Annotated in this window: 18 protein-coding genes and 1 tRNA gene; 2 read left to right on the top strand and 17 right to left on the bottom strand. The window is 64.7% G+C overall.

All coding sequences use genetic code 11. The annotated features are described in order from the left end of the window. Positions 1-15: 15 nt before the first annotated feature. The 15 genes from NLR35_RS06675 to NLR35_RS06605 form a co-directional block, all read right to left on the bottom strand. Positions 16-1,524 carry an NADH-quinone oxidoreductase subunit M gene (locus tag NLR35_RS06675; protein WP_257165735.1) on the bottom strand — a complete coding sequence of 503 codons (1,509 nt, stop codon included), beginning with the start codon at positions 1,522-1,524 and terminating at the stop codon, positions 16-18. Further along, positions 1,521-3,614 carry an NADH-quinone oxidoreductase subunit L gene (gene nuoL, locus NLR35_RS06670; RefSeq protein ID WP_257165734.1) on the bottom strand — a complete coding sequence of 698 codons (2,094 nt, stop codon included), beginning with the start codon at positions 3,612-3,614 and terminating at the stop codon, positions 1,521-1,523. Before nuoL ends, NLR35_RS06675 begins: the two co-directional genes overlap by 4 nt. Positions 3,615-3,678: 64 nt before the next feature. Further along, the gene (nuoK, locus tag NLR35_RS06665) at positions 3,679-3,987 is read right to left on the bottom strand and encodes an NADH-quinone oxidoreductase subunit NuoK (protein ID WP_006611001.1); all 309 of its coding nucleotides are present in this window, start codon (positions 3,985-3,987) and stop codon (positions 3,679-3,681) included. Beyond that, positions 3,984-4,622 (bottom strand): NADH-quinone oxidoreductase subunit J, encoded by a 639-nt coding sequence (locus NLR35_RS06660; RefSeq protein WP_257165733.1) that lies wholly within the window; start codon positions 4,620-4,622, stop codon positions 3,984-3,986. Before NLR35_RS06660 ends, nuoK begins: the two co-directional genes overlap by 4 nt. 9 nt (positions 4,623-4,631) lie before the next feature. After that, positions 4,632-5,120, bottom strand: a complete 489-nt coding sequence (gene nuoI / locus NLR35_RS06655) for an NADH-quinone oxidoreductase subunit NuoI (RefSeq protein ID WP_006611003.1) — start codon at positions 5,118-5,120, stop codon at positions 4,632-4,634. Positions 5,121-5,127: 7 nt separating this feature from the next. Next, entirely contained in the window at positions 5,128-6,198 is a 1,071-nt protein-coding gene (gene nuoH, locus NLR35_RS06650; protein WP_006611004.1) for an NADH-quinone oxidoreductase subunit NuoH, read from the bottom strand. A gap of 10 nt (positions 6,199-6,208) precedes the next feature. Continuing rightward, complete coding sequence (gene nuoG / locus NLR35_RS06645) at positions 6,209-8,278, bottom strand: NADH-quinone oxidoreductase subunit NuoG (protein WP_257165732.1); 2,070 nt, start codon at positions 8,276-8,278, stop codon at positions 6,209-6,211. A 97-nt stretch (positions 8,279-8,375) separates the two neighbouring features. Next, entirely contained in the window at positions 8,376-9,701 is a 1,326-nt protein-coding gene (gene nuoF, locus NLR35_RS06640) for an NADH-quinone oxidoreductase subunit NuoF (RefSeq protein WP_257165731.1), read from the bottom strand. A gap of 19 nt (positions 9,702-9,720) precedes the next feature. Continuing rightward, positions 9,721-9,936 carry a hypothetical protein gene (locus tag NLR35_RS06635; protein WP_257165730.1) on the bottom strand — a complete coding sequence of 72 codons (216 nt, stop codon included), beginning with the start codon at positions 9,934-9,936 and terminating at the stop codon, positions 9,721-9,723. After that, positions 9,933-10,544 (bottom strand): NADH-quinone oxidoreductase subunit NuoE, encoded by a 612-nt coding sequence (nuoE, locus tag NLR35_RS06630; protein WP_257165729.1) that lies wholly within the window; start codon positions 10,542-10,544, stop codon positions 9,933-9,935. The genes NLR35_RS06635 and nuoE overlap by 4 nt, the downstream gene beginning before the upstream one ends. Positions 10,545-10,558: 14 nt before the next feature. Further along, a complete protein-coding gene (locus NLR35_RS06625) occupies positions 10,559-11,518 on the bottom strand; it encodes an FkbM family methyltransferase (RefSeq protein ID WP_257165728.1) in 960 nt (319 codons plus the stop codon). Further along, on the bottom strand, positions 11,518-12,714 hold the full coding sequence (locus tag NLR35_RS06620; protein ID WP_257165727.1) for an NADH-quinone oxidoreductase subunit D: 1,197 nt from the start codon (positions 12,712-12,714) through the stop codon (positions 11,518-11,520). Before NLR35_RS06620 ends, NLR35_RS06625 begins: the two co-directional genes overlap by 1 nt. A 14-nt stretch (positions 12,715-12,728) precedes the next feature. Beyond that, on the bottom strand, positions 12,729-13,334 hold the full coding sequence (locus NLR35_RS06615) for an NADH-quinone oxidoreductase subunit C (protein WP_257165726.1): 606 nt from the start codon (positions 13,332-13,334) through the stop codon (positions 12,729-12,731). Between the two features lie 11 nt (positions 13,335-13,345). Then, the gene (locus tag NLR35_RS06610; protein ID WP_006611012.1) at positions 13,346-13,927 is read right to left on the bottom strand and encodes an NADH-quinone oxidoreductase subunit B family protein; all 582 of its coding nucleotides are present in this window, start codon (positions 13,925-13,927) and stop codon (positions 13,346-13,348) included. Then, positions 13,924-14,289, bottom strand: a complete 366-nt coding sequence (locus tag NLR35_RS06605; RefSeq protein ID WP_006611013.1) for an NADH-quinone oxidoreductase subunit A — start codon at positions 14,287-14,289, stop codon at positions 13,924-13,926. The genes NLR35_RS06610 and NLR35_RS06605 overlap by 4 nt, the downstream gene beginning before the upstream one ends. 611 nt (positions 14,290-14,900) lie before the next feature. On the opposite strand from NLR35_RS06605, the gene NLR35_RS06600 reads away from it, so the two are divergent. Continuing rightward, positions 14,901-15,101, top strand: a complete 201-nt coding sequence (locus NLR35_RS06600; protein ID WP_257165725.1) for a hypothetical protein — start codon at positions 14,901-14,903, stop codon at positions 15,099-15,101. 197 nt (positions 15,102-15,298) lie between these two features. Here NLR35_RS06600 and NLR35_RS06595 read toward each other — a convergent pair. After that, positions 15,299-15,375, bottom strand: a tRNA-Asp gene (locus NLR35_RS06595). A 579-nt stretch (positions 15,376-15,954) separates the two neighbouring features. On the opposite strand from NLR35_RS06595, the gene pepT reads away from it, so the two are divergent. After that, complete coding sequence (gene pepT / locus NLR35_RS06590; protein WP_257165724.1) at positions 15,955-17,211, top strand: peptidase T; 1,257 nt, start codon at positions 15,955-15,957, stop codon at positions 17,209-17,211. 18 nt (positions 17,212-17,229) lie between these two features. On the opposite strand, the gene NLR35_RS06585 is transcribed toward pepT, so the two are convergent. After that, positions 17,230-18,087, bottom strand: coding sequence for a class I SAM-dependent methyltransferase (locus tag NLR35_RS06585; RefSeq protein WP_257165787.1), 858 nt, complete (start codon positions 18,085-18,087; stop codon positions 17,230-17,232). Between the last annotated feature and the right edge of the window lie 74 nt (positions 18,088-18,161).

Below are 18,161 nucleotides of genomic sequence, written 5' to 3'. Positions count from 1 at the left end.
ACCCCAAGGGTCTCATCATTGGAGCAGCGCGGCGGCCTTCACGGCCGTCACGGCGGTATTGTAGTTGGTGACGAGCTGCTGCACCGAGGCGGCCGACATGTCCAGGATCGGCTTCGGATAGACGCCGAACAGGATGGTCAGCGCCACCAGCGGAAACAGGATCACGCCTTCACGCAAGGTCAGGTCCTTGATGCTCGCGAGCGACGGCTTGGTCAGCGCGCCGAACACCACCTTGCGGTACAGCCACAGCGCATAGCCGGCCGACAGGATGACGCCGAAGGTGGCGAAGAACGCCGTCGGGATCGACACCTTGAAGGTGCCGAGCAGGGTCATGAACTCGCCGACGAAGCCGGAGGTGCCGGGCAGACCGACATTGGCCATGGTGAACACCATGAACACCAGCGCGTAAACGGGCATCCGGTTGACGAGGCCGCCATAGGCGGCGATCTCACGGGTATGCATGCGGTCGTAGACGACGCCGACGCAGAGGAACAGCGCGCCCGAGACGATGCCGTGCGAGATCATCTGGAACACGCCGCCGGCCACGCCCTGCATGGTGCCGGCGAAGATGCCCATCGTCACGAAGCCCATATGCGCCACCGACGAGTAGGCAATGAGCTTCTTGATGTCCTCCTGCATCAGCGCGACCAGCGAGGTGTAGATGATCGCGATCGCCGACAGCGTCCACACCAGCGGGGCAAAGTCGTGCGAGGCCAGCGGGAACATCGGCAGCGAGAAGCGCAGGAAGCCGTAGCCGCCCATCTTCAAGAGGATCGCGGCCAGGATCACCGAGCCGGCGGTCGGCGCCTCGACGTGCGCGTCCGGCAGCCAGGTGTGCACCGGCCACATCGGCATCTTCACCGCGAAGGAGGCGAAGAACGCCAGCCACGCCCAGGTCTGCAAGGACCGCGGCACCGCCGTGTGCATCAAGGTCGGGATGTCGGTCGTGCCCGCGTTCCAATACAGCGCCATGATGGCGAGCAGCATCAGCACCGAGCCGAGCAGCGTGTAGAGGAAGAACTTGAACGACGCGTAGACCCGGCGCGGGCCACCCCAGACGCCGATGATCAGGAACATCGGGATCAGGCCGCCCTCGAAGAACAGGTAGAACAGCACGAGGTCGAGCGCCGAGAACGTGCCGACCATCAGCGTTTCCAGGATCAGGAACGCCATCATGTATTCGCGCAGGCGGTTCTTGACCGACTTCCAGCTCGCCATGATGCAGAACGGCATCAAGGCGGTGGTCAGGATCACGAACGGCAGCGAAATGCCGTCGACGCCCATGTGATAGCTGATGCCGGCTGCCAGCCAGTTCGACTTCTCGACGAACTGGAAGTCGGTTTGGCCGGGATCGAAGCGCAGCACCAGGATCACCGACACCGCGAAGGTGATCAGCGTGGTCCACAGCGCGATCCAGCGCGCATTGCGCTGGGCCGCCTCGTCGTCGCCGCGGACCAGATAGATCAGCAGCGCGCCGACGAGCGGCAGGAAGGTGACGACGGAGAGAATCGGCCAGGTGGTCATTGCTGGCCCCCCATGAACATGAACCAGGTGATCAGGCCGGCGACGCCGATCAGCATGGCAAAGGCATAGTGATAGAGATAACCGGTCTGGATCTTGACGACGTTGCGCGTGACGTCGAGCACCCGCGCCGAGACGCCATCCGGACCGAACCCGTCGATGACGAAGCCGTCGCCCTTCTTCCAGAGGAAGCGGCCGAGCCACTTCGCCGGACGGACGAAGATCAGGTCATACAGCTCGTCGAAGTACCACTTGTTCAGCAGGAACTTGTAGAGCAGCGGCTGCTGCGCGGCGAGCTCCTCCGGAATATCCGGACGTTTGACGTAGAAGAAGTAGGAGACCGCGAAGCCGCCGACCATCATGATGAAGGGCAGCTGGCCCAGCCAGAACGGCATATGCTCCATGTCCTCCAGGATGTGCGGGTTCATCTTCAGCGACTCGCCGAAGAAGTGCTCGACACCATGGGGATCGGTGAACAGGCCCTTGAAGGGGAAGCCGGCCAGGATCGAGCCGGCCGCGAGCACGCCGATCGGGATCAGCATCCAGATCGGGCTCTCGTGGGCGGCATCATAGTGATGCTGGTCGTGCGGCGTGCCGAAGAACGTCTTGAACACCAGGCGCCAGGAGTAGAACGAGGTCAGGCCGGCGGCTGCGATGGTCAGGAAGTACGCATAGGTCGCGAACGGATTATGCGCGGCGTAGGCGGCCTCGATGATCGCGTCCTTGGAGAAGAAGCCGGCGAAGCCCGGGAAACCGGTCAGCGCCAGAGTGCCGATGGTCATCACCGCGAAGGTATACGGGATCTTCTTCCACAGGCCGCCCATGTTGCGGATGTCCTGCTCGTGATGCATCGCGTAGATCACCGAGCCGGAGCCTAGGAACAGCAGCGCCTTGAAGAAGGCGTGCGTGAACAGGTGGAACATGCCGACCGAGTAGGCCCCAGCTCCCATCGCCACGAACATGTAGCCGAGCTGCGAGCAGGTCGAATAGGCGACGATGCGCTTGATGTCGTTCTGCACGAGGCCGACGGTCGCCGCGAAGAACGCGGTGGTGGCGCCGAAGAACATCACAACGGCCTGCGCGTTCGGCGCGAGTTCGAACAGCGGCGACAGGCGCGCGACCATGAACACGCCGGCGGTGACCATGGTCGCGGCGTGGATCAGCGCCGAGACCGGGGTCGGACCTTCCATCGCGTCCGGCAGCCAGGTGTGCAGCAGAAACTGCGCCGACTTGCCCATCGCGCCCATGAACAGCAGCAGGCAGGTGAGCGTCAGCGCGTCGGCATGCCAGCCGAGGAAGTTGATGGTCGTCTTGCCGGCAATGCTCGGCGCGGCGGCGAAGATGGTCTCGAAGTCGGTCGACTTCGTCAGCAGGAAAATCGCGAAGATGCCGAGCGCGAAGCCGAAATCGCCGACGCGGTTGACGACGAAGGCCTTGATCGCGGCGGCGTTGGCCGACGGCTTCTGGAACCAGAAGCCGATCAGCAGGTAGCTGGCGAGACCGACGCCCTCCCAGCCGAAGAACAGCTGCACGAGGTTGTTCGCGGTCACCAGCATCAGCATCGCGAAGGTGAACAGCGAGAGATAGGCGAAGAAGCGCGGACGGTTCGGATCCTCGTCCATGTAGCCGATCGAATAGAGATGCACGAGCGAGGACACGCTCGTCACCACGACCAGCATCACGGCGGTCAGCGTATCGACGCGCAGCGCCCAGGAAACCTGCAGCTCGCCGGAATTGATCCAGGGCAGCAGCTCCTTCACGCCGGCTTCGTGGTGCATGAAGCCAACGCTGACCAGCATCGCCCAGGACAATGCGGCGGAGACGAACAGCAGCGCGGTGGTGATCGCCTGCGCGGCCCAGGTGCCGGACGCCGGCGGCTCGGCGACATGATGGTCGTCGTGGCCGTGGCCGTGATCGTCATGGCCGTGGTCATCATGCGCATGCGCGTGCGCGTCGGCGACGCCGTGACCATGGTCGTCGTGATGATGCTCGACCTCGTCGCCGCTCGGATGGCGCGCATGCGCCCCCAGCACAGCGATCAGGCCGGCCAGGATCGCGCCCAGCAACGGCAGAAAGACAATGGCCTGGATCATTCGCCCGTTCCCTTACGCATGACCTTGCCGGCGAACCGGCCCCCACTCTTGCGGATCATGCGCCTTAGCCCTTCATCAGATTGACGTCTTCGACCGCGATCGAGCCGCGGTTGCGGAAGTAGACCACCAGCACGGCGAGACCGATCGCGGCCTCCGCCGCCGCCACCGTCAGCACCAGCAGCGCGAACACCTGGCCGACGATGTCGCCGAGGAAGGTCGAGAACGCCACGAGGTTGATGTTGACGGCGAGCAGGATCAGCTCGACCGACATCAGGATGACGATGATGTTCTTGCGGTTCAGGAAGATGCCGAGGATGCCGAGCGTGAACAGCATCGCGGCGACCGCGAGGTAATGTCCCAGTCCGATGGTCATTTCACCCACTCCGCGGCGTCCGTGTCCTGCAGCCCCTGCCCGACCGCGACCTTGCGGACGGCCATCGCCATCTCCGGCGTGCGGGCGTTCTGGACGTTGATGTCCTGGCGCTTGACGCTCGCCTTGTGGCGCAGCGTCAGCACGATCGCGCCGATCATCGCCACCAGCAGAATCATGCCCGACAGCTGGAAGTAATGGACGTATTTCGTATAGAGCACGAGGCCGAGCGCCTCGGTGTTCGTGACGTTGGTCGGGATCGCCGCCGTGATCGCCTTCGGCGTCGTCGGGTTGATGACCCAGTAGGACACCGTCAGCAGAAGCTCGAACAGGAAGATGCCGCCGATCACGAGACCGATCGGCATGTACTGCAGGAAGCCCTCGCGCAGCTCGGTGAAGTCAACGTCGAGCATCATGATCACGAAAAGGAACAGCACCGCGACCGCGCCGACATAGACGACGACCAGGATCATCGCCAGGAACTCCGCCCCCATCAGCACGAACAGTCCGGAGGCGTTGACGAAGGCGAGGATCAGATAGAGCACCGAGTGAACGGGGTTCTTCGAGACGATCACCATCACGGCCGAGGCCACGCAGACCGCCGCGAACAGGTAGAAGAAGAGCGCAGGAAGGATCATCGGACGGCCTCAGCGGTACGGCGCGTCGAGCGCGATGGCTTTGGAGATTTCGCGCTCCCAGCGGTCGCCGTTCGCGAGCAGCTTGGCCTTGTCATAGTACAGCTCCTCGCGGGTCTCGGTCGCGAACTCGAAGTTCGGTCCCTCGACGATGGCGTCCACCGGACAGGCTTCCTGGCACAGGCCGCAATAGATGCACTTCACCATGTCGATGTCGTAGCGCACCGTGCGGCGGGTGCCGTCGTTGCGGCGCGGACCGGCCTCGATGGTGATCGCCTGCGCCGGACAGACGGCCTCGCACAACTTGCAGGCGATGCAGCGCTCCTCGCCATTGGGATAGCGGCGCAATGCATGCTCGCCGCGGAAGCGCGGCGAGATCGGGCCCTTCTCGAACGGATAGTTCAGGGTCGGCTTCGGCTGGAAGAAGTAGCGCATCGCGAGGAAGAACGCGGAGACGAACTCCTGCAGCAGCAGCGACCGTGCGGTGGCGGAGATGTTCATGACAGCCTCATTTCGGCGCGATGCCGGCGAAGTGCAGCACGCCCGCGACAACGACCACCATGACCAGCGACAGCGGCAGGAACACCTTCCAACCGAGTCGCATCAACTGGTCGTAGCGGTAGCGCGGCACGATCGCTTTCGCCATCGCGATCAGGAAGAACATGAAGAACAGTTTCAGCGAGAACCAGATGACGCCCGGCACCCAGTTAAACGGCGCCACATCGATCGGCGGCAGCCAGCCGCCCAGGAACAGGATCGTCGCCAGCGCGCACATCGTGGTGATAGCGACGTATTCGCCGAGCATGAACAGGAGGTACGGCGTCGAGCCGTATTCGACCATGAAGCCGGCGACGAGCTCGGATTCAGCTTCCACCAGGTCGAACGGCGGACGGTTGGTCTCGGCCAGCGCCGAGACGTAGAACACCACGAACATCGGGAACAGCGGCCAGACGTACCAGTTCAGGATCGTCAGCTGCGGCAGGCCGATCAGGCTGGCGAGACCGCGGGCATGCTGCGCCTCGACCACCGCCGAGAGATTCAGGGTGCCCGCACAGAGCAGCACCGTGATGATCACGAAGCCGATCGAGACCTCGTAGGACACCATCTGCGCCGCCGAGCGCAGCGCCGCCAGGAACGGATATTTCGAGTTCGACGACCAGCCGGCCATGATGATGCCGTAGATCGACAGCGACGAGATCGCGAAGATGAAGAGGATGCCGACATTGATGTCGGCGATCGCCCAGCCGAGATTGGTCGGGATGACAGCCCAGGCCGCCAGCGCCAGCACGCAGGACACCAGCGGCGCCAGCAGGAACACGCCCTTGTTGGCGCCGGCCGGAATGATCGGCTCCTTGAGCACGAACTTCAACAGGTCCGCGAACGACTGGAACAGGCCCCAGGGTCCGACCACGTTCGGGCCGCGGCGGATCTGCACCGCCGCCCAGATCTTGCGGTCGGCGAGCAGGATGTAGGCAATCGCGACCAGCAGGACGACGAGGAGCAGCACGCTCTGCGCGATCATGATGATCAGCGGCCAGAGGAAGCCGGTCCAGAACGAGCTTGCGAAGAAATCAGCCATCAGGTCACGCTCACTCCGCTGCCGTCAGCATCTGCCCGGAGGCCAGGCGGGAGCATTCCGCCATGACCGCCGACGCGCGCGCGATCGGATTGGTGAGATAGAAGTCATCGATCACAGGCTTGAACGGCGCCTTCTCGAGGCTGCCGCCCTTGCCCGCCAGGGTCTTGATGTCGGCGATCGTGCCGGCCTCGATCTGGTCGATGCGGCCGAGATGCGGCACCGCCTTGACGATCTCGGCGCGCAGCGCGGCCAGCGAGTCGTAGCCGAGCTTGCGGCCGAGCACGTCGGACAGCGCGCGGATGATCGCCCAGTCCTCGCGGGCCTCGCCCGGCGGGAACGACGCACGCGCCGCGATCTGCACCCGGCCCTCGGTGTTGACGTAGAGGCCGGACTTCTCGGTGTAGGCCGCGCCCGGCAGGATGACGTCGGCGCGATGCGCGCCGCGGTCGCCATGGGTGCCGATATAGACCGTGAACACGCCCTCGGGGATCTCGACCTCGTCGGCACCGAGCAGGAACATCACGTCCATGGTGCCGAAGGTGGTCATCTGGGCGCCGGTCAGCCCGGTGCCGTTGAAGCCGATGTCGAGCGCGCCGACGCGCGACGCGGTGTCGTGCAGCACGGCAAAACCGTTCCAGTCGTCGCGCACCGCGTTGACGTCCATCGCGATCTTGGCGGCGAGCGCCAGGATCGCACCGCCATCATGACGCGCAGCCGCACCCGCGCCGACCAGCACGATCGGGTTCTTGGCGTTGCGGAACGCGGACGCAAAGGAATGCTTGCCCGCGGCGACGTCGCTCAGCGAGTCCGTGCCCGCGCCGATGTGCTCATAGGAATAGGTGAGATCGACCTTCGGGCCGACTACGCCGACCTTGAGCTGGCCGGAGCGCCAGCGCTTGCGGATGCGGGCGTTGAGCACGGCCGCTTCCTTGCGCGGATTGGCGCCGATGATCAGGATCGCGTCGGCCTGCTCGATGCCGGCAATGGTCGGATTGAACAGATAGGACGAACGGCCGAGCTTGGCATCGAAGCTGTCACCGCCCTGCACCGCGACATTGGTCGAACCGAGCTTGGCGAGCAGATCCTTGAGCGCAAACATCTCCTCGACTGCGGCGAGGTCGCCGGCGATGGCGCCGATCCGCTTGCCGTCGATGCGCGACAGCTTGGTCGCGATCGCCTTGAATGCTTCCGGCCACGTTGCCGGACGCAGCTTGCCGTCCTCACGCACATAGGGACGATCGAGCCGCTGCGTGCGCAGGCCGTCGACGACGTGACGCGTCTTGTCGGAGATCCACTCCTCGTTCACGGAGTCATTGACGCGCGGCAGGATGCGCATCACCTCGCGACCGCGGGTGTCGACGCGGATCGCCGAGCCCAGGCCGTCCATGACGTCGATCGACTGCGTCTTGCCGAGCTCCCACGGACGCGCCGCGAAGGCATAGGGCTTGGAGGTCAGCGCGCCCACCGGGCAGATGTCGACCAGATTGCCCTGCAACTCCGAGCTCAACGCCTGCTCGAGATAGGTCGTGATCTCCATGTCCTCGCCGCGGCCGGTCGCGCCCATTTCCGGCACGCCGCACACCTCCGCCGAGAAGCGGACGCAGCGCGTGCACTGGATGCAGCGGGTCATCGAGGTCTTGACCAGCGCGCCGAGATACTTGTCCTCGACTGCGCGCTTGTTCTCGGCGTAGCGGCTGGTGTCGACGCCATAGCCCATCGCCTGGTCCTGCAGGTCGCACTCACCGCCCTGGTCGCAGATCGGGCAGTCCAGGGGATGGTTGATCAGAAGGAATTCCATCACGCCTTCGCGCGCCTTCTTGACCATCGGCGACCGCGTGGAGATTTCCGGCGGCTCGCCCTTCGGGCCTGGCCGGCAGTCGCGCACGCCCCAGGCGCAGCTCGCAACCGGCTTCGGTCCGCCCTTCACCTCGACGAGGCACATCCGGCAGTTGCCGGCGATCGACAGCCGCTCGTGATAGCAGAAGCGCGGAATTTCGGCGCCCGCCGCCTCGCACGCCTGCAGCAGCGTGTACTCCGGCGGCACATCGATCTCTTTGCCATCGATGATGATCTTGGTCATTGCCTCACATCTCTCTCAAACCACGGACCACCGCGCTCCGCGCCGTGAGGGCGCAATCGCGGGGGAAAACCTCGCTGGCGGACAGGACCGCCATCACCTACTCCGCCGCCACCATGTGCGCGGGATCGCGCACGCCGACGTCGTCGACATCGGCCTTATGCGAATACTGGTCGATGCGCGCTTCGATCTCGTGACGGAAATGCGTGATCAGGCCCTGGATCGGCCAGGCCGCGGCGTCACCCAGCGCGCAGATCGTGTGTCCCTCGATCTGCTTGGTGACCTCCAGCAGCATGTCGATCTCGCGCTTGTGCGCGCGGCCCTCTGCCATGCGCGTCAGCACGCGCCACATCCAGCCGGTGCCCTCGCGGCACGGGGTGCACTGGCCGCAGCTCTCATGCTTGTAGAAATAGGAGATACGCGCGATCGCCCGGATCAGGTCGGTCGACTTGTCCATCACGATCACGGCCGCGGTGCCCAGGCCCGAGCGCAGCTTCGACAGGCTGTCGAAATCCATCGGCGTGTCGATGATCTGCTCGGCCGGCACCATGCGCACCGACGAGCCGCCGGGGATCACGGCCTTCAGATTGTCCCAGCCGCCGCGGATGCCGCCGCAGTGCTTCTCGATCAGCTCGCGGAACGGAATGCCCATCGCCTCTTCGACGTTGCAGGGCCGCTCGACGTGACCGGAGATGCAGAACAGCTTGGTGCCGACATTGTTCGGACGGCCGATGCCGGCGAACCAGGAGGCGCCGCGGCGCAGGATGGTCGGCGCGACCGCGATCGACTCGACGTTGTTCACCGTGGTCGGGCAGCCATAAAGGCCGACATTCGCGGGGAATGGCGGCTTCAGGCGCGGTTGCCCCTTCTTGCCCTCGAGGCTTTCGAGCAGCGCGGTCTCCTCGCCGCAGATATAGGCGCCGGCGCCGTGCGCGACGTAGATGTCGAACGGCCAGCCATGGATGTTGTCCTTGCCGACCAGCTTCGCCTCATAGGCCTGATCGATTGCCGCCTGCAGCCGCTCGCGCTCCCGGATAAACTCGCCGCGCACATAGATGTAGCAGGTGTGCGCGTTCATCGCGAAGCTGGCGATCAGGCAGCCCTCGACGAGATGATGCGGATCGTGCCGCATGATCTCGCGATCCTTGCAGGTGCCGGGCTCGGACTCGTCGGCGTTGACCACGAGATAGCTCGGCCGGCCGTCGGTCGATTCCTTCGGCATGAACGACCATTTCAGGCCGGTCGGGAAGCCGGCGCCGCCGCGGCCGCGCAGGCCCGACGCCTTCATCTCATTGATGATCCAGTCGCGGCCCTTCTCGATCAGCCCCTTGGTGCCGTCCCAGCTGCCGCGCCGGCGCGCGCCTTCGAGGCCCCAATCGTGCAGGCCATAGAGGTTGGTGAAGATGCGGTCCTTGTCGTCGAGCATCAGACGGCTTCCTCTGACATCAGCGGTTCGACTGCATGGTGGCGATGAAGGCGGCGCAGCCGCCAAATACCAAGGCCCACAGCAGACTGGACTCCAGCGTCGCGTTCAGCGCGAACCGCTGCAGTACGAAAATGAAAGCGGCGGCTGCGAGCGTATGCAGCGCCACGTAGCGCCAGTTCTTCATCGCGGCGCCCTCTTGGCTCAGGGCCGCAACGCGGGTGCGATTGCGGCTCATGTCTTCTCCTTCAGCGTGGTCGGTCCGCCCGCCGGCGCCGAGAACTGACGGCCGTTCTGCGGACCCGGCGTCGGCAGGTTGCCGGTCGCAAAGCCGTCGAGCACCTTGCCGAAGCTCTCCGGCGTCAGGTCCTCATAGGTATCCTTCCAGACCTGCACCATCGGCGCATTCACACAGGCGCCCAGGCACTCGACCTCTTCCCAGCTGAAGTCGCCGTCCTTGGACAGATGGAACGGGTCGTGATGGATGCGGTGCTTGCAGAGCTCGATCAGCTCCTCGGCGCCGCGCAGCCGGCAGGGCGTGGTGCCGCAGACCTGGACATGCGCCTTCTTGCCGACCGGTTGCAGCTGGAACATCGTGTAGAAGGTCGCGACCTCGAGCACGCGGATATAGGGCATACCCAGCATGTCGGCCACGACGCGGATCGCGGCTTCCGAGACCCAGCCCGCGTTCTGCTCCTGCGCGCGCCACAGGATCGCGATCACGGCCGAGGCCTGGCGGCCTTCCGGGTATTTGGCGATCTGGGCCTTGGCGAAGGCGAGGTTTTCATCCGTGAACGCAAAGCTCGCGGGCTGGACTTCCTTCGGGGCAAGACGGCGGACGGACATGGCTCTCTAGTCTTTCATTGCATGCGGCGCGCGGCACTTGCATTGAGCGCTGCGACGCGATTCTGCCAGAAGGCACTTGCAGTTCCGAACACGTTATAGCCGACGTGCGCGGACACCTTGATGCGGTCGAGGATCGACAGCTCGGTCACGGTCTCGAAACGACGGCTTTCGGGGTCGTAGACCATGAGCTGCATCGGCGTCTGATCGAGGATGTAGCGCGACACAGTATGATTACGGTCCTGGCCGTGCTCCTCGCACAGGATCATGCTGTCGGTCGCGAGCAGCCGCGCCCCGCCCTTGATCGCCTCGATCTCGACGCCCTCGACGTCGAGCTTGATGAGGTATTTGCCCGAGGCCGCGACCTTGCCGTCGTCGATGAGATCATCGAGCGCCATTACTGGCACCTGCTCGCCGTCATCGCTGCCGCCGGCGATGCTGAACGCCTCGTGCTTGGTGCCTGTCAGAACCGCCGTGCCGCGGCTTTCGCCGATGGCGTACTTCATCACCTCGAAGCGACCGCCATTGATGTCGGCATTATTGGCGAGCTTGGCGAAGTTCGCCGCTGACGGCTCGATCGCGATCACCTTGTGCGCGCCGTACGGCGCGCTGGACACCAACACCGACCAATAGCCGTAATTGGCGCCGCCATCGATGAAGGTGTAATCGACATCAACAGCGCCGAGGAACAGCAGCTCGAGCTCATCCTCGTAAGTGTAGTCGCGGTTGAGCAGCTTGCTCCAATAGCCGTCGCCATAGGGGAACTCGAACACGGCGTCCGGGTTGAGCTTTACAGCGAGGTTACGCTCCGGCAGGGCCAGGCGCAGCAGATTGGCGCAGCGATTGTAGCCGCGATGGGAGAAGTGCGACGAGATCTTCGAACCGGTAGACAGCGCCAATGCAGCCGTGCGCTCCCAGAGGTTCGCTCCTTCGAGCGCTCCGGAAGCACGATCGAACTGGATCGGCGCATGGCCCATCAGCGATCCACCTCTCCGAACACGATGTCGAGCGAGCCGAGGATGGCCGAGACGTCGGCGAGCAGATGGCCGCGGCACAGGAAGTCCATCGCCTGCAGATGGGCGAAGCCCGGCGCGCGGATCTTGCACTTGTACGGCTTGTTGGTGCCGTCGGCGACCAGGTACACGCCGAACTCGCCCTTCGGCGCCTCGACGGCGGCGTAGATCTCGCCGGCCGGCACGTGCACGCCCTCGGTGTAGAGCTTGAAGTGATGGATCAGCGCTTCCATCGAGCGCTTCATCTCGCCACGCCGCGGCGGCGAGATCTTGTTGTCGGTGACGACGACCGGCCCCTGCCCGTCCGGCGCGCGCAGCTTGGCAATGCACTGCTTCATGATGCGCACGGACTGGCGCATCTCTTCCATGCGGATCAGGTAGCGGTCGTAGCAGTCGCCGTTCTTGCCGATCGGAATGTCGAACTCCATCTCGGCGTAGCAGTCGTAAGGCTGCGACTTGCGCAGGTCCCAGGCCGCGCCGGAGCCGCGCACCATCACGCCGGAGAAGCCCCACTCCCAGGCCTGCTTCAGGGTGACGACGCCGATGTCGACGTTGCGCTGCTTGAAGATGCGGTTGCCGGTCAGCAGCTGGTCGAGGTCGTCGACGACCTTCAGGAAGGGATCGCAGAACGCGTCGATATCGTCGATCAGCTTCGTCGGAAGATCCTGATGGACGCCGCCGATGCGGAAGTAGTTGGCGTGCATGCGCGAGCCGGAGGCGCGCTCATAGAACACCATCAGCTTCTCGCGCTCCTCGAAGCCCCACAGTGGCGGCGTCAGCGCGCCAACGTCCATCGCCTGAGTGGTGACGTTGAGCAGATGCGACAGCAGCCGGCCGATCTCGGAATACAGCACGCGGATCAGCTGGCCGCGGCGCGGCGGCTCGATGCCCAGCAGCCGCTCGGCGGCAAGGCAGAACGCATGCTCCTGGTTCATCGGCGCGACATAGTCGAGCCGATCGAAATAGGGCATCGCCTGCAGATAGGTCTTGGTCTCGATCAGCTTCTCGGTACCGCGGTGAAGCAGGCCGATATGCGGATCGACGCGCTCGACGACCTCGCCGTCCAGCTCCAAGACCAGACGCAGCACGCCGTGCGCCGCCGGATGCTGCGGGCCGAAATTGATCGTGAAATTGCGAAGTGCGGGGCTCTGCTCGTTCATGCCTGCGCTCCCACTCACTTGGTCGCTTTCTCATCGCCCGGCAGCGGATAGTCCGCGCCTTCCCAGGGCGAGAGGAAATCGAACTTGCGGAATTCCTGGTTGAGCCGGACCGGCTCGTAGATCACCCGCTTCTCCTGGTCGTCGTAGCGCACCTCGACGAAACCGGTCGTCGGGAAGTCCTTGCGCAGCGGATGGCCGTCGAAGCCGTAGTCGGTCAGCAGCCGGCGCATGTCGGGATGGCCGACGAAGATCACGCCGTAGAGGTCGTAGGTCTCGCGCTCGAACCAGTCAGCCCCCGGGAAGACGTCGATCAGCGACGGAATCTGCGTCGTCTCGTCGGCCTCGGCCTTCAACCGGATGCGGGTGTTCAGCGTCGGGGACAGGAAGTGGTAGACGACCTCGAAGCGCTTGGCGCGCTCGGGGTAGTCGACCGCCGTAATGTCGGTGAAGTTGATGAAGCGGCAGGCCGGATCATCGCGCAGATACTTCACGACCTCGACGATCCGGGCCGGCTCGACGTTGACCGTGAGCTGTTTGAAAGCGACCGAATGCCCGATCGCCGCGCCCGGAAGCGCGCTCACGATCGTCTGCCCAAGGGCGTCGAGCCTGCCGTCGTCCATGACCAAAACCTTCAGCGTTCGATGGTGCCGGTGCGACGGATCTTCTTCTGCAGCAGCAGAACTCCGTACAGCAGCGCTTCCGCGGTCGGCGGACAGCCGGGCACATAGATATCAATGGGAACGATGCGATCGCAGCCGCGGACCACCGAATAGGAATAGTGGTAGTAGCCGCCGCCATTGGCGCAGGAGCCCATCGAGATGACGTAGCGCGGCTCCGGCATCTGGTCGTAGACCTTGCGCAGCGCCGGCGCCATCTTGTTGGTCAGGGTGCCGGCGACGATCATCACGTCCGACTGGCGCGGCGAGGCGCGCGGCGCGAAGCCGAAACGCTCGACGTCGTAGCGCGGCATCGAGACCTGCATCATCTCGACGGCGCAGCAGGCCAGGCCGAACGTCATCCACATCAGCGAGCCGGTGCGGGCCCAGGTGATGAGATCGTCAGCGGTGGCGACGAAGAATCCCTTGTCCGACAGCTCGTGCTTGACCTCGAGGAAATACGGGTCGTTGGCACCAACAGGCCTGCCGGTCGCGGGATCGAGAATGCCCTTCGGGGCCGGTGCGATCACCGGACCAGAGGACGGGGTCGGGCTCAATCCCATTCAAGCGCGCCTTTCTTCCATTCGTAGGCAAACCCGACCGTCAACACGGCCAGGAACACCAGCATCGACCAGAAGCCGGCCGCGCCGAGCTTGCCGAATGCGACTGCCCAGGGAAACAGGAAGGCGACTTCGAGGTCGAAGATGATGAAAAGGATGGCAACCAGATAGAAGCGGACGTCGAACTTCATGCGCGCGTCGTCGAACGCATTGAAGCCGCATTCGTACGCGGAGAGCTTCTCGGGATCAGGCTGCTGGTAGGCGACCACGAACGGCGCGATCAACAGCACCACCCCGATGATGGCTGCGACACCTATGAAAACGACGAGGGGGAGATAGTTCTGAAGGATGCCGGTCATCGGCGCCACTTTCCTCTGCGGTTTCGGTGCAAACCACAGACTCGCTGCATTGGAATTGGTCGAAGCCTTAGCGCAGCGCACCAAGCCGCGCAAGACAGGCCCGCTCAACGCCGTCATCCCTCCCCACATTGCGGAAACCCGGACACACAGGCGAGTGCGGCGGCCGCGGCACGAGCGCTACGCGCGCATGACGGACCCGCAGCAATACGGTGTCGAACGCGACATCGACCGAATGCTGAGAGGGTCAGCGATTGCGAACACGCACGACACTGTGCGCAGGCGGAGCTGGTCGGAAACAGGGTGCGGAGCAGCGATCGGACGACCGCGATGGGGCGGCTGGGCTATGACCCGATACGCTTCCGCTATCGAGTGAGATGGTCGCGGCAGCGCGCCGAATCAAGGAGCGGCGTAGCTGAGGGCGCTTCCCAGGTGCGGATCGCAGCGGTCACCGCCCGGAGGCGGTCCGGCGACCCGGCCGCTTACTCCCGATTGCCGCCGTGAGCCCTGCAACCGATGAAACCATTTTGAGGAAACCAAGAAACCGGATCGAAACAAAGCGAAGGTACATGTCTGGCCAACAAAGTGGCGCTCTGAGACGCCGGGAGGCCGACATGAACCACTCGATCCATTCCGCGGACCGCTCGACCCATCTGAAGATCGTGGTCGTGGCCCTCATTGCAGGCATCGCCGTGACCGCCTTCGGCATCGCGGCCCGGACCAATGCCGACTACAGCCAGACGGCCTCGCACACGCCGGTCAAGGCGGGCAAGCCGGTCGTCGTGACCAGTTCCAACGGCTCGATGGTGCGCTGAGCGCGAAACGCGCCGCGCCGATCAGCTCCAGATGTATGTCGGGCCGCCCTCGTGGCGGCCTTTTTCGTGTCCCGCCGGCCTGACAACGAGCACTGCCACGCGCGTTGCAGCGCCGGGCATGTCGACGGATCGGATAAGACGGGAAGCTCGGGAGCGACGCTGGCGGGCGGATCAGACGAGGGGATGTGCCATGAGAATGGCGCGAGAGACGGGGCTCGAACCCGCGACCTCCGGCGTGACAGGCCGGCGCTCTAACCAACTGAGCTACTCCCGCGTGATCGCGAAATCCCGCGGAGGAGTGCGACTTAAAGGGGCGATGTTTCGAAGTCAAGGACAATGAAACCGGATTTGTGAGAAGTCGTTGATGGGTCCCCAAGACCACCCAACACCATCGCCGCCGCGCCCGCAGAGGTCGATCCAGAACAGGGATGAGCCCAGCCGCGCGCCATAAGCGTCCCGCATCGCCCTCTTCCGGCTCTTTGCAGCAGATGGCAGGGCTCGACCATGACAAGGCGCGGAGCTGGGTTCCGGTCACGCGCGCCCCCAACGTCAGACGCTCCCTGCCGAGCCCCTGCACCCGCATGCTGCAGATCAACGGAAGCGAATCGTCCAGCTCAGCTCCCCGAAGCAAGACACTCCGACTCCTGTGCACGAAGATCCCAGAGCATGCGCCGCGGGCCGGCCGCCCGGGGCTCTGTGCCGATCAAGGCAAGCGCGTAATCCGAGTGGCTCATGCCGCATCCTGTGACATACTAGCTGATGTGCAGATCTGGTATGTGGTATACGCAGCCTGATATATTAATATGCTTGCTATTGACGGTAACATAATCCCTCTCTGCATTCCGTGGTGCTCATGCCCGATACGTCGCTCAACTTCACCCATTCCGTTCTCGAGCGGTTTCTCCGCTATGTCGTGATCGACACCCAGTCGGACCCGACATCGCCCACCTGCCCCTCGACGCTGAAGCAGAAGAATCTCGGCCGTCTGCTCGCGGCAGAGTTGCAGGCGATGGGCCTGGCGGATGCTCATATGGACGATCACGGCTACGTCTATGCGACGATCCCTGCGACCACCGACAAGACAGTGCCGGTGATCTGCTTCTGCTCGCACATGGATACCTCGCCGGACTGCTCCGGCGCCGATGTGAAGCCGCAGGTCGTGCGCAACTACCAGGGCGGTGAGATCGTGCTGCCCGGCGACCCGGCGCAGGTGATCCGCCCGGCCGAGCATCCGGCGCTCAAGGACCAGATCGGCTGCGACATCGTCACCTCCGACGGCACCACCCTGCTCGGCGCCGACAACAAGGCGGGCATCGCCGAGATCATGGATGCCGCCCAGTTCCTGCTGAGCAATCCCCAGATCAAGCACGGCACGATCAAGATCCTGTTCACGCCCGATGAGGAGATCGGCCGCGGCGTCGACCGGGTCGACCTGAAGAAGCTCGGCGCCGACTTCGGCTACACCATGGACGGCGAGACCGCAGGCAACATCGAGGACGAGACGTTCTCGGCGGATGGCGCGACGATCATCATCAACGGCGTCAGCGCGCATCCCGGCTTTGCCAAGGGCAAGATGGAGCACGCCATCAAGATCGCCTCCGCCATCGTCGATCGTCTGCCAAAGGACACCTGCTCGCCGGAGACCACCGAGGGCAAGGAAGGTTTCCTGCATCCGGTCGGGGTGTCCGGCACGCTCGAGCAGGCCCGGCTCGACTTCATCGTGCGCGATTTCAGCGAGCAGGGGCTGCGGCAGAAGGAGGCGCTGCTCGAGGACATCGTCAAGGACGTCCTGCGGGACTATCCGCGCTCGAGTTACGAGATGCAGGTCAAGGCGCAGTATCGCAACATGAAGGAGGTCATCGACCTGCATCCGCAGATCGTCACCTATGCCGAGGATGCGATCCGGCGCGCCGGGCTGACGCCGGTCCGGACCTCGATTCGCGGCGGCACCGACGGCTCGCGGCTGTCCTTCATGGGACTGCCCTGCCCCAACATCTTCGCCGGCGAGCACGCCTTCCACTCCAGGCTGGAATGGGTCAGCGTCCGTGACATGGAGACGGCGGTGCAGACCATCGTGCATCTGGCGATGATCTGGGAGGAGCGCTCCTGACGCCGCGCGGCGCGGGCCTCAGGCGCGCGCCGTCACCAGCCAGATCGAGCCGGACAGCGTGACGCTGCCGCCATTCTGGTATTGGGCGAGCAGCTCGCGGACCGATTGCCGCGCAGCCTCGCGCGTCTCCGTGGGATGGCCCTCCAGCGCGCGGCTGGCGGGGCCGATCTCGAAGGCCGATTGAACGGCCGCCTCGAGCCCCTGCCCGCGCGCGATGTCGAGCGACAGCGCATGGGCCTCCAGCGCAATGTCGCTGAATCCGGACTCGCCGAGGATGCGCGTGACACGCGCCTCGGATGCGAAGGCGAAAGGACCGGGATCCTCCGGCGCCATCTCCGGCAGCTTCGGGACGTGGCGATACACCGCCTGCAACGGTGCGATCATCCAGGGATTGGCCTTGGGCTCGCGCCAGCAGGCGAACACGACACGGCCGCCCGGCTTCAGCGCCCGGCGGATGTTGGCAAACGACGACACGGGATCGGCGAAGAACATCACGCCGAAGCGCGACACCAGGAGGTCGAAACTCGCCGGCGGGAACGGATGCACGGTGGCGTCGGCCAGCACGAAGTCAGCGGCAAGCCCGGCCGGAGCCACGGCCCGCGCCCGATCGAGCATCGGCGCGGAGATGTCGACGCCGAGAACGGATCCATCAGGCGCCACCTGCCCGGCCAGCACGATCGAAAGACCGCCACAGCCGCAGCCGACATCGAGAATGCGATCGCCCGGCTTGGCTCCAATGCGCTCGATCAGGATCTGCGACACCGGCGCGAGCAGGATGTCCTGCGCCTCCTGGCGATCCGACCAGCGTTGGCCGCCCGGCCCGTTCCAATAGGCGATCTGGTCGGCATTGCGGTCGTGGCCTGAGGGCAGTTGCATGATGCGCGCCTTGTCTGATGTCGTCGTCGAACCGGTATCGCGCACGCACGGCTCTTGCCTGTCAAGGCACGAGC

The sequence above is a fragment of the Bradyrhizobium sp. SRS-191 genome, assembly GCF_024586915.1.
Taxonomy (GTDB): Bacteria; Pseudomonadota; Alphaproteobacteria; order Rhizobiales; family Xanthobacteraceae; genus Bradyrhizobium.
This window is presented reverse-complemented; position numbering and strand designations above follow the sequence as displayed.

Excerpts from the sequence above, each read along its gene's own strand:
- nuoH (WP_006611004.1), bottom strand. The coding sequence starts at position 6,198 with ATGGCTGATTTCTTCGCAAGCTCGTTCTGGACCGGCTTCCTCTGGCCG.
- NLR35_RS06585 (WP_257165787.1), bottom strand. The coding sequence starts at position 18,087 with ATGCAACTGCCCTCAGGCCACGACCGCAATGCCGACCAGATCGCCTAT.
- nuoG (WP_257165732.1), bottom strand. The coding sequence starts at position 8,278 with ATGACCAAGATCATCATCGATGGCAAAGAGATCGATGTGCCGCCGGAG.
- nuoL (WP_257165734.1), bottom strand. The coding sequence starts at position 3,614 with ATGATCCAGGCCATTGTCTTTCTGCCGTTGCTGGGCGCGATCCTGGCC.
- NLR35_RS06615 (WP_257165726.1), bottom strand. The coding sequence starts at position 13,334 with ATGGACGACGGCAGGCTCGACGCCCTTGGGCAGACGATCGTGAGCGCG.
- NLR35_RS06620 (WP_257165727.1), bottom strand. The coding sequence starts at position 12,714 with ATGAACGAGCAGAGCCCCGCACTTCGCAATTTCACGATCAATTTCGGC.
- NLR35_RS06635 (WP_257165730.1), bottom strand. The coding sequence starts at position 9,936 with ATGAGCCGCAATCGCACCCGCGTTGCGGCCCTGAGCCAAGAGGGCGCC.
- nuoF (WP_257165731.1), bottom strand. The coding sequence starts at position 9,701 with ATGCTCGACGACAAGGACCGCATCTTCACCAACCTCTATGGCCTGCAC.
- pepT (WP_257165724.1), top strand. The coding sequence starts at position 15,955 with ATGCCCGATACGTCGCTCAACTTCACCCATTCCGTTCTCGAGCGGTTT.
- NLR35_RS06660 (WP_257165733.1), bottom strand. The coding sequence starts at position 4,622 with ATGATCCTTCCTGCGCTCTTCTTCTACCTGTTCGCGGCGGTCTGCGTG.
- nuoE (WP_257165729.1), bottom strand. The coding sequence starts at position 10,544 with ATGTCCGTCCGCCGTCTTGCCCCGAAGGAAGTCCAGCCCGCGAGCTTT.
- NLR35_RS06625 (WP_257165728.1), bottom strand. The coding sequence starts at position 11,518 with ATGGGCCATGCGCCGATCCAGTTCGATCGTGCTTCCGGAGCGCTCGAA.
- NLR35_RS06675 (WP_257165735.1), bottom strand. The coding sequence starts at position 1,524 with ATGACCACCTGGCCGATTCTCTCCGTCGTCACCTTCCTGCCGCTCGTC.
- NLR35_RS06600 (WP_257165725.1), top strand. The coding sequence starts at position 14,901 with ATGAACCACTCGATCCATTCCGCGGACCGCTCGACCCATCTGAAGATC.
- nuoI (WP_006611003.1), bottom strand. The coding sequence starts at position 5,120 with ATGAACATCTCCGCCACCGCACGGTCGCTGCTGCTGCAGGAGTTCGTC.
- NLR35_RS06605 (WP_006611013.1), bottom strand. The coding sequence starts at position 14,289 with ATGACCGGCATCCTTCAGAACTATCTCCCCCTCGTCGTTTTCATAGGT.
- nuoK (WP_006611001.1), bottom strand. The coding sequence starts at position 3,987 with ATGACCATCGGACTGGGACATTACCTCGCGGTCGCCGCGATGCTGTTC.